This is a genomic window from Sandaracinobacteroides hominis (assembly GCF_016464365.1).
GTDB classification, from domain to species: domain Bacteria; phylum Pseudomonadota; class Alphaproteobacteria; order Sphingomonadales; family Sphingomonadaceae; genus Sandaracinobacteroides; species Sandaracinobacteroides hominis.
Genome location: NZ_JADCUC010000001.1, coordinates 116,191 through 140,635 on the forward strand (window position 1 = coordinate 116,191; position 24,445 = coordinate 140,635).

Below are 24,445 nucleotides of genomic sequence, written 5' to 3' on the forward strand. Positions count from 1 at the left end.
AACTTGTTTATTCCTCCATTTCAACGGGATGCTAACGCCTTGTAGCGCCGAATTGTAAACTTAGCCGACAATATCTGGGTAAACAGCTCCAACGAACCATAACCCGTCGGGTGGTGCGTTCAGGGTTAGCGCCGAACGGTCGCAGGCTTCCAGCGCTGTCCTGACGTCGGCAGGGGTGGCGCGGCCTTCTCCCACGGTGACCAGCGCGCCCACCATCGAGCGAACCTGGTGGTGCAGGAAAGAGCGGGCGGCAGCGTGTACCGTCACCAACTCGCCTTCGACGGAAATATCCAGCCTGTCCAATGTCTTGACCGGTGACTGCGCCTGGCAATGGACATGGCGAAAGGTCGTGAAATCGTGCCGGCCGACAAGGTGGTTGGCGGCTTCCTGCATGGCGCCGGTGTCCAGCAGATTGGGCCGCCGCCAGACCAGACCTTGCTCGTGTGTCAGAGGCGCGCGGCGGCAGCGGATGCGGTAGGCATAGGCGCGGCCGATACAGGAAAAGCGGGCGTGGAAATCAGGCGCAGCCTCGCTGGCATCGAGCACCGCGGCCGGCGCGCCGGCGAACTTCAGCCGGGCGTTCAGCGCCTCCATCAGCCGGAACGGCGTCATCTGCCTTTTCAGATCGAGATGCGCCGTCATCGCGCTGGCGTGGACACCGGCGTCGGTGCGGCCGGCTGCCTGCACGGTCGCTTCCTCGCCGCTGATGTCATGTACGGCGGCTTCCAGCGCCTGCTGCACCGAAGGGCCGTGCGCCTGTCGCTGCCAGCCCATGAAGGCACGGCCGTCATACTCGATGGTGAGCCGAAAACGCGTCAAAGCGGCTCGCCGGGCTGCAGGCGGCGGCCGCGTAGCCAATCGGCGGCAGGCATACGCGGCCTGCCTTCGGGCTGCACGGTGACAAGCGACAGGGAGCCGGACCCGGCGGCGACCAGCGCATCGCCCAGATAATGGCCGGGATCGCCGTTCTGCGGGGCGGGCAGGGCGGCGATCAGCTTTACCCGCTGGCCGCCGCTTTCGAACCAGGCGCCGGGGCTGGGCTGCATGGCGCGGACCAGCCGGTCGATCTCTTCGGCGGAGGCGGCCCAGTCGATCCGCGCTTCGGCCTTGTCGATCTTGTGGGCGTAGGTGACGCCCTCCTCCGGTTGCGGCGTGGCGGCTGGCATGCGCTCCAGTGTTTCCAGCAGCAGCTGCGCGCCCAGCTCCGCGAGGTTTTGCGTCAGCTCTCCGGCAGTTTCGCGGCCGATGGAGATCCGCGCTTCGCTCAGCATCGGCCCGGTATCCAGCCCGCGCTCCATCTGCATGATGGTGACGCCGGTTTCCTTGTCTCCGGCCAGGATCGCGCGCTGCACGGGCGCGGCGCCCCGCCAGCGCGGGAGGAGCGAGGCGTGGATATTCAGGCAGCCCAGACGCGGCGCATCGAGGATCGGTTGCGGCAGGATCAGCCCATAGGCGGCGACAACGGCGCAATCGAGGTTGAGCGCTGCGAATTCGGCCTGTTCGGCCTCACCCTTCAGGCGTTCGGGGGTGCGGACCTGCAGTCCCAGCGCCTCCGCCCGCAGCTGGACCGGCGAGGGCGTCAGCCGGCCGCGGTTCGCCGGTCGCGGCGGCTGGGTATAGACGGCGGCGATCTCGTGCCCGACCCGATGCAGGGCATCGAGCGCGGATACCGCAAAATCCGGGGTTCCCATGAAGGCAATTCGCATGGCAGAGCCATTAGGATGGACGATGCGTTGCAGCAACTGACCTCGCTGGTGGCGAGGCTTCCGGGACTGGGGCCGCGATCGGCGCGGCGGGTGGTGCTGCACCTGCTGAAGAACCGGGAGACCGTGCTGGCGCCGCTGGTGGGGGCGCTGGGGCGGGTGGATGCGGCGCTGTCGGAATGCGACATCTGCGGGAATCTCGACATCGCCAATCCCTGCCGCATCTGCACCGATGCAAAGCGCGATCCGGCGTTGCTGTGCGTGGTGGCCGACGTCGCAGACCTGTGGGCACTGGAGCGGGGGCGTTTGTTTGCCGGACGCTATCATGTGCTGGGCGGCACACTGTCGGCGCTGGACGGGGTCGGGCCTGAGGCCTTGAGCATCGGCAAGTTGGTGGAGCGGGTGACGGATGGGGTCAGCGAAGTGGTGCTGGCGATGAACGCGACGCTGGAGGGGCAGACGACGGCGCATTTCGTCGCCGAGCAGCTGGCGGGCACGGGGGTGAAGATCAGCCAGCTGGCGCATGGCGTGCCGGTGGGGGGCGAGCTGGATTATCTGGACGAGGGTACGCTGGCGCAGGCCCTTCGCTTGCGGAGACCTTTGGCATGATGGATTCGATTTTGCTGATCCCCTCGCCCGGCGGGCTGGCGGCCGGACTGGAGCCATTGAAGGCGCGAATGCGTGTGGCCGGATCGGTGGAGGATGCCTTGCCCCACGCCGCCGAGGTGCGGGCGCTGATCGCCTTGCCGCATTCGATGACGCGCGAGCTGGTGCAGGTGATGCCGAAGCTGGAGTGGATCCAGACCTTGAGCGCCGGGGTGGACCCGCTGCTGCCGCTGGGAATTCCGGAACGGGTCAGGATTTCGAATGCGGCGGGATTGCATGCGCCGCAGATGAGCGAGCTGGTGTTCTTCCAGTTGCTGACGATGCTGCGCGATACGCGCGCCATTTTCGCGCGGCAGGCGGCGCATCAGTGGAAGGTGGAGCCGCAGCGGCTGCTGTGGGGGAAGAAGCTGCTGATCACCGGTGTCGGACAGATTGCCGTGGCGCTGGCGAAGCGGGCGCAGGCTTTCGACATGGAAGTTACCGGCGTCAGCGGCGGGCGGACGAAGGCGGAGGGTTTCGACCGCATCCGGCCTACGTCCGAGTTGCATGCAGCGTTGGCCGAGGCGGATTTTGTCGTGGTGCTTACGCCCTATACGCCGGCTACGCACGAGATGTTCGACGAGGCGGCTTTTGCGGCGATGCGGCCGCATGTGCTGTTCATCAATGTCGGCCGCGGCAAGGTGGTGAAGCAGGCGGACTTGCTGGCGGCCCTGGTTGAGGGGCGGATTGCGGGCGCTGCCCTGGATGTGTTCGAGACGGAGCCCTTGCCGGCCGACAGCCCGGTCTGGGATGCGCCGAACATGCTGGTGACGCCGCATATCGGTGGCTTCAGCGACAGTTTTGTGCGGCAGGTGACACCCTTCCTTCTGCAGAACTTTGCCAATTGGGATGCCGGGCGGCCGCTGCTGAACGAAGTTCGCCTTTCCTGACCTGTTGAACAACGTGCGGCTGACTTGACCTCTGCGGGGGGCTTTCCTAGCTAGAAGGCATCATGGCCATCCTGCCCATCCTTGAGGTTCCCGACCCGCGCCTGCGCCGCATTTCCGAGCCCGTGGCCGAAGTGAACGACGAGATTCGGGCGCTGATCGCCGACATGTTCGAGACGATGTACGATGCGCCGGGGATCGGTCTGGCGGCGGCTCAGGTGGATGTGCCGCTCAGGCTGCTGGTGATGGACCTGCAGGACGGGCCGGAGGATGCGGAGGGGAAGGGCACCGCCAATCCGCGTGTGTTCATCAACCCGGAAATCCTTGATCCGTCTGAAGACTATAGCGTTTACAACGAGGGCTGCCTGTCGGTACCCGGGCAATATGCCGATGTGGAGCGGCCGGCGGTGGTGCGGGCGCGCTGGCTGGACGAGCATGGCAACAGCCACGACGAGCAGCTGGACGAGCTGCTGGCGACCTGTTTGCAGCATGAGATGGACCATCTGAACGGGGTGCTGTTCATTGACCATCTGTCGCGGTTGAAGCGGGAAATGGTACTGAAGAAGCTGGAAAAGCAACGGGCGGAAAAGGCCCGGAAGAAGGTCGCAGCCTGAATGAGCCTGATTTCGTGAGTAAGGGCGGGCGGCTCGACAAGGTTGAGCAGCTCCACGCGCCCAAGGATTCGGCCAAGGTCGAGAAAGCGCTGCAGTACCGGCTGTCGCAGATCCTGATTGCCTATCATCGTCAGAAGCGGCGGGCGATCATCCTGCTGGAAGGCTGGGACGCCGCCGGCAAGGGTGGGCTGATCAAGCGGCTGACATCCGAACTGGACCCGAGATTTTTCGAAGTGGTGCCGATTGCTGCGCCGAACGCAGTGGAGCGCGAGCAGCATTACATGGTGCGCTTTGCCCAGAGCCTGCCGGCGCGTGGGAACTGGACGATTTTCGATCGCAGCTGGTATGGCCGGGTGCTGGTGGAGCGGGTGGAGGGTTTTGCCACCCGCGACGAGTGGAAGCGCGCCTATGACGAGATCAACGCCGTCGAGCAGGCGCAGGTGGCCGACGGCACCCGACTGGTGAAGCTGTTCCTGCATACGACGCAGGAAGAGCAGGACGAGCGGCTGATCGACCGGCTGGAGCAGCCTTGGAAGCGCTGGAAGGTGAGCGCCGAGGATTTCCGTAATCGATCGCGGCGGGCGGACTATCTGGAAGCCTATGAGGACATGTTCGAGAAGACGGACACCAAGCATGCGCCCTGGCACCTGATCGGGGCGAACCACAAGAAACATGCCCGGATTGCGGGCTTGCAGATCATCGCCGATGTGCTGGCCGAGGATGTGGAGCTGAAGGATCCGGAGCTGGACTCGGATTTGCGCAAGCTGGCCGAAGAGGAATTGGGGATCAGGCTCGACCCGCAGTGAGATAACCAAATTGGTTGTTCCACGTGGAACAATTCCTACAGATTCACTCCTTTTTCGTTGTTTTTCCTGGTGTTGGGTTTAGCCCCGTTGGATTTGTTCCACGGTTATTTGCATCTTTCGCGTGTGCTTTGGCGGCGCAAATATGGTGTCCTGGGGTTTGTCTAAACTGCCCTAGACTAGCCGGCAGCGTGTGAGCTGGAATGGTCGTGCAAGCTTCGCCTTCTTCAGCGCCTGAACCACCTCATCAGAGAAGAAATGCTGCGAGATCATTTCGCCGGCTGTCCAGATCTTGAGGGCTCCCGCAGCCTCGCGTGAAACAGCCAGGTCGTCTGTCTTCGCACTGTGAGCGGAGTAGGTACGATGCATGCTGTCGTACCGCAGGTTCTGAGACTGCTCCGGCACGATCGCCGTCAACCGAGGCGTGATATGAAACTGGAAGTAGCGCTTTTCCGTCCGGCGCTGACGGTCCGAAAAGAAGACTTCCGTCGGCACTAACCTGGATGGACCGATGTCGATCCCGCTCAGCGCCTCTACAACCGCCGCAGACACCAGTGGCGCAACGGTTCCGGTGATGACATCCCGCTCCTTTGCCAACCGCTTGTCGCTCCAGTCGTCATCAGCCCAAATCATCCTTGGAAACTCGTCCGCAGGCCATGGGTCCCCTCTCCCCGCAATTTGAACAAACTCGCTCCAGCGTTCGAAGCTCTTCTCCCGAATGTCATCTATGAAGCCGACAGTCGTTCGACTATCGCTCGAAAAATCCGCCATCCAGACATGATCGCTGCTCACGTCAAACTCCCTTGTCAGCATGTTTTTGCTGCCATTTTCTGCTGACCCACGCGTATGATGGCCGTGCCGCTTCGGATGTCCAGGAAAACCGGGGCTCCGATCCCCCTGCCTTCGCAGGGGCAGGCAAGTCCGGGGTGACGGGTGGGGATGGTGGCGCTTGGCTTTAGAGGTTGGTGCGGGCGGCGCGGCTCCACCCACCCCCGGCCCCTCCCGGCTAGGGAGGGGAGAAGAGATGGGGCTTAGATTGGGTAGCGGATTTCCAGCACTTCGAGGATGCGCTCGCCTGTGGGAAGGCGGACGGTGCGGGTTTGGCCGGTGATGGCTCCCTTCAGTGCCACTGCCACCGGGCTGTTCCAGGCTATCAGGCCTTCGCTGGCATTGGCTTCGTCGCGCCCTACCAGGGTCAGGGTCTGGCGGCGGTCGTCCCCGTTTTCCAGAATTTCGGCGACTGTTACCGTTGCGCCGAAGAAGACTCTTGTCTTGTCGGGTTGGCGGCTGGGGTCGACCACCTGCAGGTCCGCCATGCGTTTGGCGAGGTGGCTTAGCTCGCGGTCGATTTCGCGCAGGCGTTTGCGGCCATAGAGATAGTCGCCGTTTTCCGAGCGGTCGCCGTTGCCGGCCGCCCAGCTGACGGTTTCGACCATCTGCGGGCGCTCGGTCAGGAACAGATGATCATAGCGCGCCTTCAGCGCGGCCATGCCTGCCGGCGTGATGGGATCGCTCAATTGCCCTTCAGCCATTCCGAAACGCGGGGGCGGGCGCCGAAGCGTTTGGGCTCCAAGAGGCTGTAGACGACGGCGTTTTCGCTCACGCGCTGGACGTAGTTTCTGGTCTCCTGGATGGGGATCATTTCCACCCAGTCGATCATGTCGTTGGTGGTGGCGCCGCGCGGGTCTCCATTGAGGGCGATCCATTTGCGGACGTTGCCGGCGCCGGCGTTGTAGGCGGCGATGGCCATGGCGCCGTTGGAGAAATTATCGCGCCGGAGGCCGATATAATAGCTGCCAAGCGTGAGGTTATAGGCCGGGTCGGTGAAGAGGCGATTCACGTCGTAGGGGAGGCCGAGCTTTGCAGCCACGTCGCTGGCGGTGGCGGGCATCAGCTGCATCAGGCCACGGGCGCCGGCGGATGAGAGGGCGGTGCGATCGAAGCTGCTCTCCTGCCGGGCGATGGCGTGGCTGATGACCCAGTCCTTGGGCGGCAGTGGGCTGTTGGCGGGGAGGCGCGGGTAAGCGAGATCGAAGGTGGAGAGGTCGCCGCCGGGTCGGGCGTCCTTCCAGACCCAGACGCCGAGATCGGGGCGGTTGATGCGCTGGCCGAGTTCGGCGACAGCGCGGGCCTCGGCAGGGGTGGAGGCGCTGTCTGCCAGGGCGCGGACGAAGAGCGAAGCGCGGACCGGCTCGCCCATGTCGTTCAGCATCAGCATGGCGCGGGCGAGCGAGGAGGTTTCCGCCTTGTTGCGGTCTGCCAGGCTGACGTTGATGCGCGGGACCATGGGCAGTTCGGGAGTGCGGCCGAGTTCCTCGGTGGCGAGCTGGCCGTAATAATAGTCGAAGTGCTTCGCGGCGCGTTCGAAGGCGGCGTTGGCGGCGGCGGGGTTGTTGCGGGCCTTTTCGGCGCGGCCCATCCAGTAGTCGCCGCGCGTCTGGCTGATGGGGGTGGTGACGGCGGCGTTGAAGTTGGTGAAGTTGCGCACGGCGTCGGCCGGGCGGTTGAGGCGGCGGAGCGCGATCCAGCCGGCGAGCCATTCGGTGTCGGAGAGATCCACGCGTACGGAGAGCGGCTGCGCGGCGATGTTGGTGCCTTCGGCGTAGGTGCGGTGGTTGGAGAGGAGGCGGTAGGCAGTCTGGTTGTCGCCTCGGCGCATGGCGGCGCGGCCCAGTGCCAGGCGCTTTTCGAGCCAGGTTTCCGGCGCCGTGACCCCCGGGTCGTTGCTGCCAGCTGCAAGGAGCGCCTCCGCTTCGGAGAGACGGCCGGCGCGCTCGAGGAAGATGGCGCGATCGTAGATGAGGCCTGCATTGCGGGAAAGGGCGGCTGGAACCTGCGCTGCGAGCGCCTCGGCGCCGGGGCTGTTGGAGCGGAGCGCGATGCGGGCGTTGGCCAGCTGCTGCTGATCGGCGCCGAGCATGGGGACTATGCGGGCGGCGGCGCTGGTCTGTCCGGCCCAGATAAGCGCGTCGGCGCGGCGGGCGTGATCGGCCGGCGTGAAGCTGGAGCCGAAGCGGGCGTAGAGCGGATCGGCGAGTTCAGGCGGGATGCCGGGGCGGACCCAGGCTTGCTTTGCAAGCTTTTCGGCCTCTGGGCCGGAGGTGATGAGGGCCATGCGCGCCTGTCCGCCGGCGGTTTGCGGGGGGAGCTGCTGGAAGAAGGCGCGTGCTTCGCTGTCAGAGCTTTTCTTTTGATCGGTTGCCTGTTGCTCGGCGCGGCGGCGGATGGCGGTGGTGCCGGGCCAGTCGGGGTGGGCGGTGAGGAATTTCGCCTGCACGGCGAGCGAGGGTTCGGCGCCGACGGCCGGGGTGCGGCGGAGCCAGTCCCAGGTGGCGAGCGAGTCAGCGAGTGGGGAAGGCGCGCCATAGGGCTGGGCGCCGCTGCGGGCATCATAGGCGTTGAACTGCTGGCGGAGCCAGACGGTGCTGGCGGTGTCGCTCTGTGCGGCTAGCGGGGCGGCGAGCGGTGTGGAGGCGAGGGCGAAAGCCAGCAGGGCGGCGCGAAGGGTATGTTGCACGGTCATCCCATAGTCTTTAGGCAGGCCGGGCAGATGCGCCAAGGCCGTGTGACGGGCTTTGCGCCGGCGCCTCTCTATCCTGGGACCAGATGATGACGAAGATTACCGGCTCGATCCCTGCGCTTGTGACCCCGTTTCGCGACGGGAAAGTGGACGAGCGGGCGCTGGCCGAGTTCGTCGACTGGCAGGTGTCTGAGGGGTCGAGCGGGCTGGTGCCATGCGGGACGACGGGCGAATCGGCGACGCTGTCCATCGAAGAGCATGACCATGTGGTGGCGCTGACCGTTAAGGCGGCGAAGGGGCGGGTGCCGGTGATTGCCGGCTGCGGCTCCAACGATACGGCGGTGGCGCTGCAGCATATGGAGAGCGCGGCGAAGGCCGGGGCGGATGTGGCACTGGTGGTTTGCCCCTATTACAATCGGCCGGGGCAGCGCGGGCTGATCGCGCACTTCCTGCATCTGGCGAACAAGGGGCCGCTGCCGATCCTTCTGTATAATGTGCCGGTGCGGAGCGGGATCGACATGACGACCGAGACGATGGCGGAGCTGGCGCTGCATCCGAACATCATCGGCGTAAAGGAATCGACCGGCGATATCGAGCGGGTGAGCCAGATCCGCGAGCAATGCGGCAAGGATTTCCGCATCATCTGCGGCAATGACTATATGACGCTGGGGTCTGTTGCGCATGGGGCGCATGGGGCGATTTCGGTGACCGCGAACGTGGCACCTCGGCTGAATGCGGAGCAGGTGGCGGCTTGCCTGCGCGGCGATTTCGCGACGGCGCTGGCGCTGCAGGATCAGTTGTATCCGCTGCACAGCGCGCTGTTTTCCGACGCTTCGCCCGGGCCGACGAAATTTGCGCTGAGCCTGCTGGGGAAGGTGGGGATGGAGACGCGGCTGCCGGTGGTGGCGCCGGGCGAGGCTTCGCGGGCGAAGGTTGCGGCGGCCATGGCACACGCCGGGATAGCTCCGTGATTTTTCCTTTCTCCTCCCCTTCGCTTCGGGCGCGCAGTCGCGCTTGCGGCGCCTTCGGTGCCGGGTTCCGCTGATGGCGCGGCCGAAACCCGTTGGCACCAAGGTGAAGACCGTCGCCGAGAACCGGCGCGCACGCTATGAATATGCCTTTGAGGATATTCTGAGCGCCGGGATCGTGCTGACCGGCACAGAGGTGAAGAGCCTGCGCTTTGGCGAAGGCTCGATCGCGGAAAGCTATGCCGAGGTAAAGAATGGCGAGGTATGGCTGGTGAATGCCAACATCCCCGAGTTCAGCCATGGCAACCGCTTCAACCACGAGCCGAAGCGACCGCGCAAGCTGCTGCTGCGCGAGCGCGAGATCGAGAAGCTGCACGGGGCGGTGGCGCGGCAGGGCATGACGTTGGTGCCGATTTCCGTCTATTTCAACGAGCGCGGGCGGGCGAAGGTGGAGCTGGCCGTCGCCAAGGGGCGGAAGCTGCACGACAAGCGCGCGCACGAAAAGGAAAAGGACTGGAAGCGGGAGGCGGGGAGGCTGCTGCGCGAGAAGGGCTGAGCCCTGGTTCAGCCGCTGTCCATCGCGTTCCCGTTCCAGTCTGTCGAAAATATGCAATCTGTGGCCGCCGCCGTTGCGTATCGGGCACGGTGGACACATCTTTGCCGTAAATGGCGGGCAGCGGGCGCCGGCATAAAATGGAGCGATGGAAACAGGGGTGAAGCGCTGGCTGCGGATATCGACGAGGGAAGAGCTGCTGGGCAACCGGTGGCTGAAGCCTTTTGCCGAGCATCTTTCAAGCCCGCTGTTGTGGCGCTGGAACCGTAGAGGGGTGGCACGAGGTACTGCGCTGGGCTTGTTTGCCGCCTTTGCGGTGCCCGTGGCGCAGACGCCCTTCGCCGCACTGTTTGCGGTGGGCGCCAGGGCGAATCTGCCGGTGGCGGCCCTGGCGACTTTCGTGACCAATCCGTTGACGGTCCCCTTCATCTATTATCTGGCCTATCTGGTGGGGCGGTTTGCGCTGCGCGTGCAATCGGACACATTTTTTGCGCTGTCGCCCGATGCCGGGGCGATCGAGCGGGCCTTTGACTGGATCGTGACGCTGGCCGGGCCGACCTATGTGGGGCTGCTGCTGTTTGCGGCGGCGTCCGCGGCGATCGGCTATCTCGCGGTACATCTGGGCTGGCGGATGTGGGTGAGGCAGCGCTGGAAGCGGCGAAAGAAGCAGCGTGCGGCGCGGCCGGTTGTGCGCAACGGCGCCAGCCGGATCGAGGTATGAGTTTCAACAGGAAGCTGGCGGAAGCCAAGCAGGCGTGGGCGCGCGCCGGCAGACTGCTGACGGGAAAGATCGACCCCGACCATGAGATGCGGCTGCCGCCGGGGCAGCGGCTGGTGACGAACTGGCCAGTGCTGGACCTGGGGGTGCAGCCACATGTGGAGATTGCGAACTGGCGGCTGGCCGTGGACGGGGCAGTGGAGCATCCGCTGGAGCTGGATTGGGAGGCGTTCCTGGCGCTGCCACAGGCGGAAGATGTTTCCGATATCCACTGTGTCACGCAGTGGAGCCGCTATGACAATCGCTGGCAGGGGGTGAAGACCGGCGTGCTGGCGGGGCTGGTGAAGCCGAAGCCGGAGGCGGCACATGTGATCCTGCACAGCCATGACGGCTATACGACGAACGTGGAACTGGCGCATTTCCTGGAAGAGGACTGCCTGGTGGCGCACAGCCATGACGGGATGCCTTTGACGCGCGAGCATGGCGGGCCGGCACGGCTGGTGATTCCGCGCTGGTATTTCTGGAAAAGCGCGAAGTGGATTAAACGCATCGAGTTTTCCGCCGTGGACAAGCCCGGATTCTGGGAGGTTCGCGGTTATCACAACATCGGTGATCCCTGGCTTGAGGAGCGCTACGGCTGAAGGGCCGGTTGCGCCTGTGCGGACACAGGCGGTGGGGCTGCTGGCGGCCGGGCTGGCGCATGATCTGAACAATATGCTGGGCGGCATCGTGGCGACCGCCGAGCTGCTGCAGCTGCGCGGCGGCATGGGCCGCGAGGACAGCCGCGATCTGGAGGCGATTGCCGAGCAGGCGGTAAAGGCGAGCTCGCTGGTGCGGCAGATCCTGGCCTTTTCCCGGCAGGACATGCTGAACCCGGAGACGGCCGGGCTTGCGGCACTGGTGCAGCGCTTTCGGCCCATGCTGGAGGCGCTGGCGGGGGCTTCGGTGCGGCTCGACCTTGCCGGGGGCGAGGATGTGCGGGTGCGGGTGGATCCGACAGCGCTGGAGCGGGTAGTGGTGAACCTTGTGCTGAACGCCCGCGATGCCGTGCTGGAGACGCGGCGGTCCAGAGGGCTGGTGCGGATCTCGACCGCGCGGCGGGCACCCGGGGAGCGGCCGGAAGCGGGGCGCACGTTCATGCCGGATGCGCCCTATGCAGTGCTGCAGGTAGAGGACAATGGGCCAGGGATCGACCCGGTGCATGCAGCGCGCATCTTCGAGCCCTATTTCACAACGCGCCCCGGCGGACAGGGATTGGGGCTGGCGAGCGCCTTCGGGCTGGTGAAGCAGTCTGGCGGGTTCCTGCTGCAGGATCGCAGCGTGCTGGGGGGCGCGCGCTTTGCGGTCTATCTGCCGGAAGCCGGCGCGGCGATGGCGCGAACACCCTATGCGACGTTGCCGGGCGGGCAGGTGGTGCTGCTGGTGGAGGATGATCTGCTGCTGCGCATGTCGGTGGCGCGCGGGCTCGAGCGGCTGGGATACCGGGTACGGCACGCCGCCGACGGCGAGCAGGCGCTGGCCCGGCTGGCGTCGGAACGGCCGGCGCTGATGGTGAGCGATATCCGCATGCCCGGGCTGGACGGGGTGGAGCTGACGCGGCGGGCGCGGGGGCTGTATCCGGGGCTGCGGGTGCTGCTGGTCTCGGGATTTGCCGACGAGGAAGCGCGGCTGGCGGTGCCGGGGCTGGATGTGGCGTTTTTGCCGAAACCCTTCACGGTGAAGACACTTGGGGAACGTATTCGCGAGCTTGTGTGAAGGGCGGCTCGCAAGGCTTGCAGGGGTGGAACAAAAAGGGTACGAAAAGTTCGGACGGTGGCCTTGCGCCCCGGAGGGGGCACGGCTAGCACGAGCCTCAGGGTCTATATGTGCGGCGGTTCGCCGATTGCGGAATGGGGATTTGATGGACAGGGAAAAGGCTCTCGAAGCGGCGCTGGCGCAGATCGACCGGGCGTTCGGCAAGGGTAGTGCCATGAAGCTGGGCCAGCGCGAGACGCTGGAGATTGAATCGATCCCCACCGGCTCGCTGGGGCTGGATATCGCACTGGGCATCGGCGGCGTTCCCAAGGGGCGCATCGTCGAGATATATGGCCCGGAATCGAGCGGCAAGACGACGCTGGCGCTTCATATCGTGGCGGAAGCGCAGAAGGCTGGCGGCGTGGCGGCCTTTGTGGACGCCGAGCATGCGCTGGACCCGATCTATGCCAAGAAGCTGGGTGTCGACACCGACAATCTGATTGTTTCGCAGCCGGATACCGGCGAGCAGGCGCTGGAAATCACCGACACGCTGGTGCGTTCGAACGCCATCGACGTACTGGTGGTGGATTCCGTGGCGGCGCTGGTGCCGCGGGCGGAAATCGAAGGCGAGATGGGCGACAGCCATGTCGGCCTGCAGGCGCGGTTGATGAGCCAGGCGCTGCGCAAGCTGACGGGTTCGATCGCCCGTTCGAAGTGCGTGGTGATCTTCATCAACCAGGTGCGGATGAAGATCGGCGTCATGTATGGGAACCCGGAGACGACTACGGGTGGCAATGCGCTGAAATTCTATGCCTCGGTGCGTCTGGATATCCGCCGCACGGGGCAGATCAAGGACCGCGACGATATCGTGGGCAACACCACGCGGGTGAAAGTGGTGAAGAACAAGGTGGCGCCCCCGTTCCGGCAGGTCGAGTTCGACATCATGTATGGCGCGGGCATTTCCAAGACCGGGGAAATCCTGGACCTGGGGGTGAAGGCGGGCATTGTGGAGAAATCCGGCGCCTGGTTCTCGCATGATAGCGTTCGCATCGGGCAGGGCCGGGAGAACGCGAAGAAGTTCCTGGTGGAGAATCCGGAAATCTGCGCGAAGATCGAAGCAGCGATCCGGGCCAATTCTGCCGGGGTATCGGATGCGCTTCTTGCCGGGCCTGAGCCGGACGACGATATCTGATGCGTTATTGAGCGGGGCGGCCTGAAAAGGCTGCTTCGTGCAGGAACTTCCCGCATGATTGTTGCGATTTCGGCTGAACCGAGGGCTGGATAGAGCCTTCGGGGTGGAAATCATGTCATATTTCTGATATGTGGTTTCACATCGGAGAAGCTGCAGGTTGGATTCGGGCGAATCGCCCGGGTTTTCCTGTATGTTCGGTTTAGTCCGGGCTGACCCAGCAAGGTTGGCTTTGCATAACGGATGAAGGCCTTTTCTTCGAATGTCGCCAACTGGCGGTGTGTCTTCCGGGTCTCGTCGGGACACTGCCATGAACATGATGATGTCGAGCGAGACCGGATCTGCCGATTTTTGCCCTGCCGGCTGGCATAGTGGATTGCCTGCCTGTTCCGTTCGATCCCTTTCCAAGGATTGGTCAGCGGTGACTTCCGGCAAGGGCTGCGTTACCCGCAACCTGCAAGGCGACGGGGTTGAATGCAAGGCAAGGCCGGGCTCGAACGCCAAGAAAGGACAGACAAGCCAATGGCAGCAAAGGCACTCAGCTTCCAGGTGGGTGACAATGTCGTGTATCCCAAGCACGGCGTTGGTCGCGTGATCGAGATTCTCTCCAGCGAAATCGCTGGCACCAAGCTCGAGCTTTATGTGCTTCGCTTCGACAAGGAGCGGATGACTCTGAAAGTTCCTACCGACAAGGCCGAGGGCGTGGGGATGCGCAAGCTTTCGAGCGAGGCGACCCTGAAGGACGCACTGCTGACGCTGAAGGGCAAGCCGAAGATCAAGCGCATCATGTGGTCGCGTCGCGCCCAGGAATATGAAGCCAAGATCAATTCCGGCGACCTGGTTTCCATCGCCGAAGTGGTGCGCGACCTGCATCGCGCCGAAGACCAGCCCGAACAGAGCTATTCCGAACGGCAGATCTTTGAAGCGGCGATCAGCCGCCTGGCGCGCGAAGTGGCGGCGATGAAGAACATCGACGAGCCGGCCGCGCAGCGCGAGATCGAAAGTGTGCTGAAGGCCGCGTAAGCGGTTTTCGCGAATGGGGAATGCAAGGGGTGTGGGGCCGATGCGCCCCGCACCCTTTTGCTTTTTCGCTTTTGCGGCGCGGCCTTGCGGTCGCCGGGATGCTCGCCTAGAAGCGGTGGCGAGAGAGGGATTGAAAGGGAGAAGATCCTTGCGCACCTCGCTTGCCGGCCTGCTGGCCGTTTCCGTTATCGCCGTTTCCGCCCCGGCCCTTGCCGCCCAGCGCAATTTTCCTGTCGGGAATTTCAGCGAGGTTGTCCTTACCGGCTCAACCGACGTGCATGTGAAGGTGGGCGGCGCCGCGGCCGTTTCGGCGACTGGCGCCGATGCAGACCTTGATCGGATGGATATCCGCGTGGAAGGCAACCGGCTGCTGATCGGCACCAAGAAGGGCAGCTGGAGCTGGACTTCGCGCGATGGCGTAGATGTGTATGTGACGGTGCCGGCGTTGACGGCGGCGATCATCAGCGGTTCGGGCGACATGGATATCGACCGGGTGAGCGGCCCGTTCAGCGGCCGGGTGAGCGGCTCGGGCGACATGGAGGTGGCCAAGGTGAATGCGCCCACGTTGAACCTTGCCATATCCGGTTCGGGCGACATCGGTGTCGCAGCCGGGACCTGCGGCACCGGCACCTATGCGACGACTGGTAGTGGTGACATCGACGCCGGCAACGTGCGCTGCACAACGGTGGCGGCGACGGTGACCGGATCTGGCGACATCGATGGGTTTGCGACCGGCACGGCGACGCTGCGCGTGACCGGATCGGGCGATATCGAAGTGAAGGGCGGGGCGCGCTGCACGACGAGCACGACCGGATCGGGCACCACCCGCTGCAGTTGATGATCGGATGGGGGCGGCCTGCCTGGCGGCCCCTGTTTCCTGATTGGCCAGCCCGGCCCTAGCTGACCAACCCCGACAGGGTAGCGAGGCCGAGGAACAGCAGGAAGCCCATCGAATCGGTGATCATCGTCACGAAAACGGATGAGGCGACGGCCGGGTCCGCCCCGGCGCGTTTGAGGCCGAGCGGCACCAGCACGCCGGCGAAGCCGGCGAGGATGAGGTTGAAGAGGATGGCGGCGGCGATGACGCCGCCCAGCAGCCAGTCGGAGAAGATGAGGCCGACGCCGGTTCCCAGCAGGACCGCGATGGTCGCGCCGTTGAGGAGGGCAATGAGCGCTTCGCGACGGACGGTGCGGCCGGTGTTGGCGACGGTCAGCTGGCCGGTGGCAAGCGCGCGGACGATGACGGCCATGGTCTGGTTGCCGGTATTGCCACCGATCGAGGCGACGATGGGCGACAGCGCGGCAAGGATCACCATATGCTCGATGGTGGCGCCAAAGGCGGCGATGACGCTGGCCGAGACGATGGCCGTGCCGAGATTGGCGACCAGCCAGCGGATGCGGGCGCGGTAGCTGTCGAGCACGGGTTCGAAGATGTCGCCGTCGCCAGCGCCGGAGAGCTTCAGGATGTCCTCGCCGGCTTCCTCGGAAATGATGTGGACGATGTCATCGGCCGTAATGACGCCTGCAAGGCGCCCGTCATCATCGACGACGGCGGCGGAAATGAGGGCGTATTTCTGGAAGCGGAGCGCCACCTCTTCCTGGTCCATGTCGACCGGGATCAGCGTCTGCTGGCGCTGCATGACGTCGGAGACGGGAACCCAGCGCGGGGTAGTGAGAATCCAGGAGAGGCGCATGGTGCCGACGGGGCGGTTGTCTGGCGAGACGACGAATATCTCCCAGAAATCGGTGACGTCGTTGGCTTCGGCGCGGAGGTGATCGATGACCTGCCCGACCGTCCATTCCTCGGGGACGGCGATCAGCTCGCGCTGCATCATCCGGCCGGCTGATTCCTCCGGATAGGAGAGCGCGGTTTCGATTGCCGAGCGGTCGTCGTCGGAGAGTTCGTCGAGAACGGCTTCCTGCTCGGCCGGTTCCAGCTCTTCGATGAGGGCGACGGCATCGTCGGTGTCCATTTCCGCGACCGCTTCGGCGACCTGTGCGGCAGGGAGTTCGCCGACGACTTCGTCGCGGACCCAATCGTTCATTTCCGCCAGCACGTCGGCGTTGAGATCGCTGCCGAGGGCGGAGGCGAGGAGGCTGCGCCTGTCGGCGTCGAGCTGTTCGAAGAGGTCGGCGACGTCGGCCGGATGAAGCGGCTTTACGAGCGCCCGGACTTCGCCTTCGTCTTCGGCCTCCAGCGCTGCTTCCACGGCACGCAGGAAGCCCGGCTGCAGACGATTGTCGGCGACCGCTGCGTTGGTATCCTGGAAGTCCTGCTCGCTCATCGCGAAGTCGCTTGGCCCTGCTGGGCGTGGATTGCAACTACCCTGCGACGGAGGACATGAGTGCAACGACGCCCGGGTGCGGGGCAAGCGTCGACAGGCGTTCGCGGAGCGCCGGGAAGGCGTCGTCCGCGGCGGCGATGACCTGGTCGATATCGGTCTCTGTCATGGCGGCGTTGAGGAACATGTTGTGCCAGGGGTGCAGGTAGATGCCGCGGGCGAGCATTTCCTCGGCAAAGGCGAAGCCGCGGGCGAAATCCGGATCCTCTGCGTGGAGAATCTGCGGCATCTGCACCGGGCCTGTCTGCTTCAGGCTGAAGCCGTGGCGGGCGGCGCTGGTGTCCAGGCCGCGGCGCAGGCGGTTGCCGAGATCGTTCAGACGTTCGAGATAATAGCTGTTCTCGATGCGATCGAGGGTGGCGAGCGCGGCCGCCATCGGCGCAGCGGAGAACCAGAAGCTGCCGGTGGCGTAGATTGCCTCTGCGCCTTTTCGCGCGCTGTCGCTGCCGGCGAGGAAGCTGATCGGATGGCCATTGGCGATGCATTTGCCCCAGCTGGAAAGATCCGGTGCGACTCCGAGCTTTGACCAGCTGCAATCGCGAGCGACGCGGAAGCCGGCGCGGACATCGTCGACGATGAGCAGGGCGCCGGCCCTGTCTGCCAGCGCGCGAACGGCCCTTGCATAGTCTGCCGTCGGTTCCTCCTGATCGAAGAAGGCGTCGTGGCGGAAGGGCGAGGCGACGATAGCGGCGAGATCGGTGCCGGCCTCTGCCACGGCTGCCTCCAGGCTGGCGATATCATTGTAGAGGAAGTGGGGCAGGTGGGCGCGGTCTTCGGGCAGGGTGCCGGCCTTCACCGGCGTGCACCAGGGCGCGGAGCCATGATAGGCACCATAGGCGGTGAGCACCTTGCGGCGGCCGGTGGTGGCGCGGGCGACTTCGAGCGCCATCGTGGTGGCGTCGGTGCCGTTCTTGCAGAAGATCACCCAGTCTGCGTGCCCGATGCGGGCGGTGAGGCGTTCGGCGAGCTCGACCATCAGCGGCGAGGGGCCAGTCATGGTATCGCCAAGGCGGAGCTGGCCGATATAGGCAGCATCGATTTCGGGGTCGGCATAGCCGAAGAGGTTGGGGCCATAGGCGCACATCAGGTCGATGTAGCTGTTGCCGTCTGCATCGCGGATGCGGGCGCCGTGGGCGCTGCTGAAGAACTGCGGGAATCCGGGTGGTAGCAGGTGGGTGGCCTGATGGCCGTACATGCCGTTTGGAATCACCCGTGCGGCACGCTCCCGCAGCGCCGTGTCAGCCCGTAGTTGCATATCGTTCCTCCGCCCTGTCGTGCAATTTGGCACAGGGCGGGCGCGGCGCAAGAGGCTTCGGCAAGGGGCGTGTCAGCTGTGTGGCCGGCGGCGTTGAATCGGGCGGCGCCGTCCTTCGGGCGGCTGGCGAAGGACAACGCCGACGGGAAGCGTCGTCCAGAGCAGGGAGACGTCTGCCGAGTCCGCGAACATATTGTAAGCTTTCCGCAAATGGCGAGGCCGATCACGTCCTAGAGGGCGCGGAAGCGGAAATCCTTGAACTTCGCGGTGCCCTGGCCGGCTGAATAGAGGCCGGGGCGGAGCATCATGAAGCCGCCGCGCACATTGTGGTGATAGCCGGAGACTTCCATGCCGCGGTCGAAGCGCCGCCATGTTTTTCCGCCGTCGCCACTGGTATCATAAACCACGATGTGGCGATCGTTGGTGACCCGCATGCGCATCTTGCGGCCGTGCGGATTGGCGGGGCGGCCGCGCTCTATCCCATATTGATGGGTGACGAAGCGGGCTTCGTCGAAGCCTAGGCCGCAATAGAGCTTGTCGTCGTAGAAGAGGATGAGGCCTGCGGTGCCGCCCTCTGCGATCTCTATGTCGCATTCGAACTGGTAGGCAGCGTCGCCGGCGATCAGCATGAGGGGGGAGCTGTCGGACGGAGCCTTGCCGCGAGCGTCGAGGAGGAGGGTGTTGTCGGCGACGCGGACGCGGCTTCGCTCGTCGGCGGCCGGACGGAAGAAGTTCCAGCGGGAACCGAGCGCCAACGTGGAGAAGTCGTCGGAAAGGGGCTGGCCGTGCATGACCGCGGTGCCGCCCTTGGGCTTGGCGATGGGTTGCGAGAGGTCGCCGCCCTTCATGTGGAACCAGCCGTCGGCCGTCCATTCTATGGGATCGAGCAGGCATTGGCGGCCCAGCGTCCAGAAGCTGTTCTCATATCCGTGGTAGACCGCCCACCAGCTTCCGTCGGGGCCTTCGACCAGCGTTGCGTGGCCGCGTGACCACCAATGCTCGTCGCGGGAGATGGTACGGACAAGCGGGTTGGTGGGGTGGTTTTCCCAGGGGCCATTGATGGATCTGGAGCGGGCAGCGACGACCATGTGGCCGGTGGGCGGGCCTGCAGTGCCGCCTACTGCGGTGATGAGATAGAAATATTCGCCGTGGCGGGTGATCTTTGGCCCTTCCGGAGCGAAGCCTTCGACGATCCAGTCGCTGGGATAGCGCCATGGGTCATAGACATGTTCGGGCTGGCCGACGGTCGATAGTCCGTCGTCTGACAATCGGATTCGGTCGCCGCCTGACAGGAAGAGCCAGCGGCTGCCGTCCTCCCCCACTGCGTGGCCGGGATCGATGTGGGTGGGGAGGTTCAGGTCCTTCGGTTCGCTCCACGGGCCGTCGATATGGTCGGCCCAGATCACCCAGCTGGTCGTTGGGTTCTTGGTGGGAATGTAGAGGTAGTAGCGGCCCTTGTGCTTGGTGAGTTCAGGCGCCCAGACGCTGCCGATATTCCTGGTGAGGGCGGCCTTGCGCGGGGTCCAGTTGATGAGGTCGCGGCTATGCCAGATGATGAGGCCGGGGTAGGATTCGAAGGTGGAGAAGGTCATGTAATAGTCCTTGCCGTCCTTCAGGATCGTTGGATCCGGATGGTCGCCGGCGATCAGCGGGTTAAGGAAGGTATCGTTGCCGAGATCAGCAATGCGCTGATTGTCGTAGCCGCGCTTCCAGCGACTGGTGTCGGGTCCGCCGGAGAGGCGTTTTTGCGCAGAGGCTGGGGCTGCGCTGAGTGCAGCGCCGGATAGCGCGGCTAGCGTCAGGCTGTCGCGACGGGTAAAATCCATAGGTAACTCTCCCTCGTGGCTTTAAGTAACCGGTGTCATTTTCGCGTGGAAGCCGATTCCTGGTTTTGCCGACTAAGGGTAGGCTGGCTTCAGCTGCACGTCTGCCGTTTCTAGGTGCTTCAGCAGGCTGATCCGGTAGCGACTGGGCCACCAGGCGTAGAGCAGCAGGTCGAGCGGATGCCAAAGACCGACCCAGCCGGCGATGACTAGGCTTTCGCGCAGCAAGGTCTGCACGAAGGAGGGGAGGGCGTTGAGGTAATCCACCAGCGCGGCGAGGGTCAGGCAGGCGATGAGGAACAGCCCACCCATCCGGAGCGACTGGCGGGTTTCGCGGCCGAGGAAGTGCAGGCTTTCCTGTTCTTCCGCGATGCGTGTGGCGGCATAGGCGGCAAGTGCGCTGGCGACCTGAGCGCGGGTGTCGGTGGAGATCTGATCGGCCGGAAGCTGGATGCTGAGACGAAGCTGGTGGGACTTGGGCAGACGGGCGCGCTTCAGTCGCTGAAGCACGGCCTCCACGCCGCTTTGCGTGGAAAAGCTGCCGTTCAGCGGATCGAGCTCTGGCTGCCGAAAGAGATGGTCGAGATCGCGGAGGGTAAGATCCATCGACCTGCAATCGGAGGCTGGGGAGAGCTGGACCGGGGGAATCGGCATGGAAGGCTCCGGCAAATCAGGACGTAGCAGGGTTGCCCGCTATAGGACGTGGCTGCCCGAGCACGTCAACAGGGAGCGGCACGCAGGGCCACCCGAGCTAATGCGAAGCGTGCGGGGCGCCCCCAAATCAAACGGCGCGCAAGGCCGACTGGCCGCCTAGCCAATGCAAGGCGTGTGGGCGAAGTCCGCCAAACAATATGGTGCGCTCGAGAGGCTGCTAACCGTTGTCCGAGCCCAGTATCACGGCCGACGGCGTGATTTTGGCATTGGCGGCTACGGAGCTGGAGCGCCTTGAGCCTGTAACGCTCCTAACGCGAGGACAACCACACGGGCTTGTAGTGATCTCGCCCGCTCCAGACATCTCGCCAGCCCAGGTCGACAATGGACGGGCAATCTTTATTGCGAAGCGTTCGCAATTATGTCATGCAATGGCCAACCATAGGAGACTGTCGACGATGTGGCCTTCATATTGCCGATCGAGGACGAGGCTGCCACGGGCGAGACTGGATGTGCCAGGCCCAGGCGATTCCGGAACGCCGTCATGAGGGACGCGCCTTGGGATCGGCTCCCGGCGGCGAATCAGCTTGTCGTGGCCGTTGCCCGCCGCTGGCGCGCGGCACGCAATTCCGGAGAGATCGCCCAGCCGCATATTTCGGCACTTCTGACTGGCGATGATTGCGCCGTGCTCTCGCCGGTTTTCGATAGCCTGTTGACGTTGTTTGAAGCTGCTTTGGGGCGACCAGTCGCCGTGGGCACGGCGATCCCGCTTTCCGATGATGAATCGCTGCTGCTGGGCCTGCTGGACGGATCGAAGCGCCGCCGCGCCTGCATCGAATGCAACGAGGGTGCCGCAAACGCACTGGACTGTGCCCTCTGCTCGACACGCATCATGATGGCGCTGGCAATACCCGCGCGCCACACGGTGCATTGATGGAGACGCGAATCAACAGCGTCGAGGCACTCGAGGCCGTCATTGGCAAAACACCACCCCCCGTCCAGCTGAAGGTGATTGATCATCTCGACGACGGAGCGCTGCGCTGGCTCGCTGTATCTCCCCTGATGTTCGCGGGATTTGGCGAGGGCGCATCGCTGGCCATCACGGTTGGCGGGGGTGCCCGGGGCTTCGCCTGCGGCGACGCCCACAGCCTTCGACTTCCCTTGGCCGCACTCGACAATCCCGTGTTTGCCTGCCCCGGATCAGCGGTTGGTGCACTGTTCCTTGCACCAGGGATCGGCGAGACGCTGCGCATCAACGGCCGGGTGGCGGAGGTGCAAGAGGGCAACGCCATCGTCGCGGTCGACGAATGCTACGTACACTGCGCAAAGGCGCTCATCCGTTCGAGCTTCTGGTCCAGCCAACCTGCCGATGCGCCGACTGACGTCGACGCCTTCGTTGCGGCGAGCAGGTTCATGGCACTGGCAACCGTCGATTCAGAGGGCAGGGCCGATCTCAGCCCAAAGGGAGATCCGGCGGGCAGCATGGCTCGGATCAATGGCGGCAATCTCTGGTTCGCCGAACGCCCCGGCAACCGCCGCGCCGATAGCTTTCGCAATATCATCGCCCAGCCGCGCATTACCGCTGCCCTGCTGATTCCGGGATCGAGTCGCATAGGCATACTTGCGGGCAACGCGCGGCTCACCACCGAAGAGGCCATGCGCAGGACCTTTACGCATCAGGGCAAGACCCCGCTCCTTGCAACCTGTGTCGAGGATCTGACATTGGAGTTCCGCCACAGCCCTGCGCTGGAGCGGGCGGGGTTATGGCCGGTGACGCCGGTGAAAGACATCAACCCTGCGCAGATGTTAGTCGCCCATGTGAAGGCGAACAGAGACAAAGGGGTAGGGGCCAGACTGGCGGGCACAGTGATGTCTATCCCCGGGCTGATGCAGAAGGGACTCGACAAGGACTACCGGGACAATCTCTATTGAAAGCCGTGCCGACTACGGTCGCCTGCTCAATGGCTGGGTGTCGAGAATATGTGGGAAGGGCCCATCTGATGCACAGTGGTGAAGGGAGACGGCCTCCACCGACTGGGCTGACTCGTGAGCCATCAACAGCCATTCCCGGAACTAGCCCTATGTTCATCAACGGCACGGGCTTGGTACTTGAGATCGGACAAGGACGGCTAGTTGATGCGTATAGGACTCGCTTCATCCTCAGGCACCTCAGCCATAATCTTTCCTCGGACCGTCACGGTTATCTCCGCGGGAGACGGCTCTAACGAAAATGGACCTGATCCAAGATCTTCGTTACGACAAGCGAGGAGCGACAGGGTGCGTTAGAATACCACGACATATTGTGTGACCAGATCCGAAAACTGGTTTGGAATAGAAATCGACATTCCTCGGCTGGCTCGAATGGCAAGGTAAGTCTCAAACAGAAAGCCTCTGGAAAACCGGAGCCAATCCTCGCCAGTATGGACAGGACTTTGTAGTCCAGCCACGTAGTTGCAGGCGTTGAACTTCCTCTAAACTGTGGAGAATGCTGTGAAACCTCTTGCTGCTTCGTTCGCGAAAGCCATGTGTGCGGTCGGACTTGGGGCGATCGGCCTCTCGCCTGCCGCCGCTTGCACCCGTGCGGTCTATTTCGGAATCGACGACACCGTGATCACCGGCCGGTCCATGGACTGGGCGGAAGACATGCACACCAACCTCTGGGCCTTTCCGCGGGGGATCAGCCGCACTGGACAGGCCGGTGCGAACACGCCGAAATGGACTTCGAAGTACGGCAGTGTTGTCGCGTCCGGATATGAGCTCGGTTCTGCCGACGGCATGAACGAGAAGGGCCTGGTCGCGAACATGCTTTTCCTCGCGGAGTCGGATTACGGCACCACCGGGGGCAAGCCAGCCTTGTCGATGGCGCTATGGGCGCAATATGTGCTCGACAACTTCGCAACCGTCAGCGAGGCAGTCGCGGTGCTCGAAACGGAGCCGTTCCGCGTTGTCACAGACGTACTTCCCAACGGCAAGACCGCGCAACTCCACCTCGCCATCTCGGACTCCAGCGGGGATTCCGCCATATTCGAGTATATCGGCGGCAAGCTCGTGATCCATCACGGCAAGCAATACCGCGTCCTCACAAATTCGCCGACTTACGATCAGCAACTCGCGCTGAATACATATTGGCAGGAAATCGGCGGGCTTACCTTCCTGCCCGGCACCAATCGAGCGGCAGACCGCTTTGCCCGAGCTTCATTTCTGATCGAGGCAATCCCGACGGGCGTCGCCCCGGGTTATATCAATGCCGTGCCGGGCCACAGCTACCAGAACCAGGCTGCCGCCAGCGTTCTCAGCGTCATCCGCTCCGTTTCGGTGCCGCTGGGCATCACCACGCCAGGTTCCCCGAACATCGCGTCGACGATCTGGCGGACGGTCGCTGACCAGAAGAACAAGGTTTACTTCTTCGACAGCGCCACCAGCCCCAACAGCTTCTGGGTGCCACTTGCCGACCTCGATTTTGCAAAAGGCAGGCCGGTGAAAAAGCTGACCGTCGCCGGGGGGAAAGTATATGTGGGCAATGTCGCGAAGGAATTTGTGCCGGCAGAACCCTTCAAGTTCATGACTGTTGACGTGAAGTAAGCTGCCGCAAGGCGGCCATCGCTACCCGTATCGACCATGCCGGCAAGGCACAGATTGCCCTGCTGGCATGGTCGAAACTGTGTGGTCGACTGACTACCGCCATGCCCCGTCATGGGCTATCGCTGATTTGACCTGTCGACGCCTCGCAAGAAGAACTTGAAGAACGCAGAGCTGCCAGTTCGCGAGCGCAAGAGGGTCGCGCTCGAGACCGCCGACTTTTCCGACATTCATGCTCGGCCTCGGTAGTCCCAATACCCTTCGTCCGTTCAGGGTTATAGGTGTTTCCCCGCCCAATCGGGGAGACAGTTTCCTCAAACTTCGATGGGCTCTGACCGCATCAGCGAATCACCGGCATCGATACCGGGATAGCGAATCAAATTCCCACGCCTGCTACGGCCGAGCAGGATATGCGCTGCCCGCAATATGCACGGCGCC

24 protein-coding genes are annotated in these 24,445 nt (G+C 64.1%); 15 read left to right on the forward strand and 9 right to left on the reverse strand.

Features of this window, described 5'->3' with window-relative positions; all coding sequences use genetic code 11:
- Window positions 1–60: 60 nt before the first annotated feature.
- Together truA and fmt are read right to left on the reverse strand one after the other, a co-directional pair.
- Complete coding sequence (gene truA, locus IM784_RS00650; protein ID WP_199553375.1) at window positions 61–819, reverse strand: tRNA pseudouridine(38-40) synthase TruA; 759 nt, start codon at window positions 817–819, stop codon at window positions 61–63.
- A complete protein-coding gene (gene fmt, locus IM784_RS00655; protein ID WP_199553376.1) occupies window positions 816–1,706 on the reverse strand; it encodes a methionyl-tRNA formyltransferase in 891 nt (296 codons plus the stop codon). Before fmt ends, truA begins: the two co-directional genes overlap by 4 nt.
- 15 nt (window positions 1,707–1,721) lie before the next feature.
- Here fmt and recR point away from each other — a divergent pair, with 15 nt between their 5' ends.
- From recR to IM784_RS00675, 4 genes are all read left to right on the forward strand, one after another.
- Window positions 1,722–2,312, forward strand: coding sequence for a recombination mediator RecR (gene recR / locus IM784_RS00660; RefSeq protein ID WP_199553377.1), 591 nt, complete (start codon window positions 1,722–1,724; stop codon window positions 2,310–2,312).
- Entirely contained in the window at window positions 2,309–3,238 is a 930-nt protein-coding gene (locus tag IM784_RS00665) for a D-2-hydroxyacid dehydrogenase (RefSeq protein WP_199553378.1), read from the forward strand. The genes recR and IM784_RS00665 overlap by 4 nt, the downstream gene beginning before the upstream one ends.
- A 62-nt stretch (window positions 3,239–3,300) precedes the next feature.
- A complete protein-coding gene (gene def / locus IM784_RS00670) occupies window positions 3,301–3,849 on the forward strand; it encodes a peptide deformylase (RefSeq protein ID WP_199553379.1) in 549 nt (182 codons plus the stop codon).
- Between the two features lie 14 nt (window positions 3,850–3,863).
- On the forward strand, window positions 3,864–4,655 hold the full coding sequence (locus IM784_RS00675) for a polyphosphate kinase 2 family protein (protein ID WP_199553380.1): 792 nt from the start codon (window positions 3,864–3,866) through the stop codon (window positions 4,653–4,655).
- Window positions 4,656–4,826: 171 nt separating this feature from the next.
- Here IM784_RS00675 and IM784_RS00680 read toward each other — a convergent pair whose 3' ends face one another.
- From IM784_RS00680 to IM784_RS00690, 3 genes are all read right to left on the reverse strand, one after another.
- Window positions 4,827–5,444 (reverse strand): imm11 family protein, encoded by a 618-nt coding sequence (locus IM784_RS00680; RefSeq protein WP_199553381.1) that lies wholly within the window; start codon window positions 5,442–5,444, stop codon window positions 4,827–4,829.
- Window positions 5,445–5,683: 239 nt separating this feature from the next.
- Window positions 5,684–6,184 carry a GreA/GreB family elongation factor gene (locus tag IM784_RS00685; RefSeq protein WP_199553382.1) on the reverse strand — a complete coding sequence of 167 codons (501 nt, stop codon included), beginning with the start codon at window positions 6,182–6,184 and terminating at the stop codon, window positions 5,684–5,686.
- Window positions 6,166–8,175, reverse strand: a complete 2,010-nt coding sequence (locus tag IM784_RS00690; protein ID WP_199553383.1) for a lytic transglycosylase domain-containing protein — start codon at window positions 8,173–8,175, stop codon at window positions 6,166–6,168. Before IM784_RS00690 ends, IM784_RS00685 begins: the two co-directional genes overlap by 19 nt.
- An 86-nt stretch (window positions 8,176–8,261) precedes the next feature.
- On the opposite strand from IM784_RS00690, the gene dapA reads away from it, so the two are divergent.
- The 8 genes from dapA to IM784_RS00730 all read left to right on the forward strand — a co-directional run bounded on the left by dapA (window position 8,262) and on the right by IM784_RS00730 (window position 15,195).
- Window positions 8,262–9,143, forward strand: coding sequence for a 4-hydroxy-tetrahydrodipicolinate synthase (dapA, locus tag IM784_RS00695; protein WP_199554090.1), 882 nt, complete (start codon window positions 8,262–8,264; stop codon window positions 9,141–9,143).
- A gap of 73 nt (window positions 9,144–9,216) precedes the next feature.
- The gene (gene smpB, locus IM784_RS00700) at window positions 9,217–9,696 is read left to right on the forward strand and encodes an SsrA-binding protein SmpB (RefSeq protein ID WP_199553384.1); all 480 of its coding nucleotides are present in this window, start codon (window positions 9,217–9,219) and stop codon (window positions 9,694–9,696) included.
- A 157-nt stretch (window positions 9,697–9,853) separates the two neighbouring features.
- Window positions 9,854–10,414, forward strand: a complete 561-nt coding sequence (locus IM784_RS00705; protein WP_199553385.1) for a DUF2062 domain-containing protein — start codon at window positions 9,854–9,856, stop codon at window positions 10,412–10,414.
- Complete coding sequence (locus IM784_RS00710) at window positions 10,411–11,052, forward strand: sulfite oxidase-like oxidoreductase (RefSeq protein WP_199553386.1); 642 nt, start codon at window positions 10,411–10,413, stop codon at window positions 11,050–11,052. The genes IM784_RS00705 and IM784_RS00710 overlap by 4 nt, the downstream gene beginning before the upstream one ends.
- Before the next feature lie 16 nt (window positions 11,053–11,068).
- Window positions 11,069–12,166 carry a response regulator gene (locus IM784_RS00715; RefSeq protein ID WP_199553387.1) on the forward strand — a complete coding sequence of 366 codons (1,098 nt, stop codon included), beginning with the start codon at window positions 11,069–11,071 and terminating at the stop codon, window positions 12,164–12,166.
- Between the two features lie 145 nt (window positions 12,167–12,311).
- The gene (gene recA / locus IM784_RS00720; protein WP_199553388.1) at window positions 12,312–13,337 is read left to right on the forward strand and encodes a recombinase RecA; all 1,026 of its coding nucleotides are present in this window, start codon (window positions 12,312–12,314) and stop codon (window positions 13,335–13,337) included.
- A 519-nt stretch (window positions 13,338–13,856) separates the two neighbouring features.
- Window positions 13,857–14,357 carry a CarD family transcriptional regulator gene (locus tag IM784_RS00725; RefSeq protein ID WP_199553389.1) on the forward strand — a complete coding sequence of 167 codons (501 nt, stop codon included), beginning with the start codon at window positions 13,857–13,859 and terminating at the stop codon, window positions 14,355–14,357.
- 148 nt (window positions 14,358–14,505) lie between these two features.
- A complete protein-coding gene (locus tag IM784_RS00730; protein ID WP_199553390.1) occupies window positions 14,506–15,195 on the forward strand; it encodes a head GIN domain-containing protein in 690 nt (229 codons plus the stop codon).
- A gap of 58 nt (window positions 15,196–15,253) precedes the next feature.
- Here IM784_RS00730 and mgtE read toward each other — a convergent pair whose 3' ends face one another.
- The 4 genes from mgtE to IM784_RS00750 form a co-directional block, all read right to left on the reverse strand.
- Window positions 15,254–16,642, reverse strand: coding sequence for a magnesium transporter (gene mgtE, locus IM784_RS00735; protein ID WP_199553391.1), 1,389 nt, complete (start codon window positions 16,640–16,642; stop codon window positions 15,254–15,256).
- A gap of 37 nt (window positions 16,643–16,679) precedes the next feature.
- Window positions 16,680–17,954, reverse strand: a complete 1,275-nt coding sequence (locus IM784_RS00740) for an aminotransferase class III-fold pyridoxal phosphate-dependent enzyme (RefSeq protein ID WP_199553392.1) — start codon at window positions 17,952–17,954, stop codon at window positions 16,680–16,682.
- Between the two features lie 230 nt (window positions 17,955–18,184).
- Window positions 18,185–19,780 (reverse strand): family 43 glycosylhydrolase, encoded by a 1,596-nt coding sequence (locus tag IM784_RS00745; protein WP_199553393.1) that lies wholly within the window; start codon window positions 19,778–19,780, stop codon window positions 18,185–18,187.
- 72 nt (window positions 19,781–19,852) lie between these two features.
- On the reverse strand, window positions 19,853–20,383 hold the full coding sequence (locus tag IM784_RS00750) for a hypothetical protein (protein WP_199553394.1): 531 nt from the start codon (window positions 20,381–20,383) through the stop codon (window positions 19,853–19,855).
- Window positions 20,384–20,972: 589 nt separating this feature from the next.
- Here IM784_RS00750 and IM784_RS00755 point away from each other — a divergent pair.
- The 3 genes from IM784_RS00755 to IM784_RS00765 all read left to right on the forward strand — a co-directional run bounded on the left by IM784_RS00755 (window position 20,973) and on the right by IM784_RS00765 (window position 24,010).
- Window positions 20,973–21,362 carry a hypothetical protein gene (locus tag IM784_RS00755; RefSeq protein ID WP_199553395.1) on the forward strand — a complete coding sequence of 130 codons (390 nt, stop codon included), beginning with the start codon at window positions 20,973–20,975 and terminating at the stop codon, window positions 21,360–21,362.
- The gene (locus tag IM784_RS00760; protein WP_199553396.1) at window positions 21,362–22,360 is read left to right on the forward strand and encodes a pyridoxamine 5'-phosphate oxidase family protein; all 999 of its coding nucleotides are present in this window, start codon (window positions 21,362–21,364) and stop codon (window positions 22,358–22,360) included. Before IM784_RS00755 ends, IM784_RS00760 begins: the two co-directional genes overlap by 1 nt.
- A gap of 591 nt (window positions 22,361–22,951) precedes the next feature.
- Window positions 22,952–24,010 (forward strand): linear amide C-N hydrolase, encoded by a 1,059-nt coding sequence (locus IM784_RS00765; protein WP_199553397.1) that lies wholly within the window; start codon window positions 22,952–22,954, stop codon window positions 24,008–24,010.
- The last annotated feature ends 435 nt before the right edge of the window (window positions 24,011–24,445 follow it).

Excerpts from the sequence above, each read along its gene's own strand:
- dapA (WP_199554090.1), top strand. The coding sequence starts at position 8,262 with ATGACGAAGATTACCGGCTCGATCCCTGCGCTTGTGACCCCGTTTCGC.
- IM784_RS00755 (WP_199553395.1), top strand. The coding sequence starts at position 20,973 with ATGAGGGACGCGCCTTGGGATCGGCTCCCGGCGGCGAATCAGCTTGTC.
- IM784_RS00750 (WP_199553394.1), bottom strand. The coding sequence starts at position 20,383 with ATGGATCTTACCCTCCGCGATCTCGACCATCTCTTTCGGCAGCCAGAG.
- recR (WP_199553377.1), top strand. The coding sequence starts at position 1,722 with ATGGACGATGCGTTGCAGCAACTGACCTCGCTGGTGGCGAGGCTTCCG.
- recA (WP_199553388.1), top strand. The coding sequence starts at position 12,312 with ATGGACAGGGAAAAGGCTCTCGAAGCGGCGCTGGCGCAGATCGACCGG.
- IM784_RS00745 (WP_199553393.1), bottom strand. The coding sequence starts at position 19,780 with ATGGATTTTACCCGTCGCGACAGCCTGACGCTAGCCGCGCTATCCGGC.
- IM784_RS00740 (WP_199553392.1), bottom strand. The coding sequence starts at position 17,954 with ATGCAACTACGGGCTGACACGGCGCTGCGGGAGCGTGCCGCACGGGTG.
- smpB (WP_199553384.1), top strand. The coding sequence starts at position 9,217 with ATGGCGCGGCCGAAACCCGTTGGCACCAAGGTGAAGACCGTCGCCGAG.
- mgtE (WP_199553391.1), bottom strand. The coding sequence starts at position 16,642 with ATGAGCGAGCAGGACTTCCAGGATACCAACGCAGCGGTCGCCGACAAT.
- IM784_RS00685 (WP_199553382.1), bottom strand. The coding sequence starts at position 6,184 with ATGGCTGAAGGGCAATTGAGCGATCCCATCACGCCGGCAGGCATGGCC.
- IM784_RS00710 (WP_199553386.1), top strand. The coding sequence starts at position 10,411 with ATGAGTTTCAACAGGAAGCTGGCGGAAGCCAAGCAGGCGTGGGCGCGC.
- IM784_RS00765 (WP_199553397.1), top strand. The coding sequence starts at position 22,952 with ATGTGTGCGGTCGGACTTGGGGCGATCGGCCTCTCGCCTGCCGCCGCT.
- fmt (WP_199553376.1), bottom strand. The coding sequence starts at position 1,706 with ATGCGAATTGCCTTCATGGGAACCCCGGATTTTGCGGTATCCGCGCTC.
- IM784_RS00760 (WP_199553396.1), top strand. The coding sequence starts at position 21,362 with ATGGAGACGCGAATCAACAGCGTCGAGGCACTCGAGGCCGTCATTGGC.
- def (WP_199553379.1), top strand. The coding sequence starts at position 3,301 with ATGGCCATCCTGCCCATCCTTGAGGTTCCCGACCCGCGCCTGCGCCGC.
- IM784_RS00690 (WP_199553383.1), bottom strand. The coding sequence starts at position 8,175 with ATGACCGTGCAACATACCCTTCGCGCCGCCCTGCTGGCTTTCGCCCTC.
- IM784_RS00725 (WP_199553389.1), top strand. The coding sequence starts at position 13,857 with ATGGCAGCAAAGGCACTCAGCTTCCAGGTGGGTGACAATGTCGTGTAT.
- IM784_RS00665 (WP_199553378.1), top strand. The coding sequence starts at position 2,309 with ATGATGGATTCGATTTTGCTGATCCCCTCGCCCGGCGGGCTGGCGGCC.